1 pseudogene is annotated in these 252 nt (G+C 37.7%); it reads right to left on the minus strand.

Annotated elements, in window-relative coordinates:
* Positions 1-252 (minus strand): annotated as a pseudogene (locus AAEY57_RS20575) (type VI secretion system contractile sheath large subunit); the annotation flags it as partial.

Here is a 252-nt window from a genome sequence, read left to right on the forward strand (position 1 = left end):
TACTTACTCTGTAGTAACCAGGGTTACCTGGAATTTCTGCTACAGTCACTTTTGCATCTTTTAGTGGATGCGTAGCAATAAGAGATTCATCAGGGTTGTTCATTTTAGTTACTAATGCGCCAAGCCAATCATTAAGCTGCTGCTCTAATTCATGGCGAGGTTTACTTGAACCAATATTTTCACGCTGTAAAACTTTTAAGTAATGCGCAATACGCGATACTAAGAAAATATATGGTAAGCGTGAGTTAATTC

Source organism: Pseudoalteromonas sp. MER144-MNA-CIBAN-0113 (assembly GCF_040308965.1).
GTDB classification, from domain to species: domain Bacteria; phylum Pseudomonadota; class Gammaproteobacteria; order Enterobacterales; family Alteromonadaceae; genus Pseudoalteromonas; species Pseudoalteromonas tetraodonis.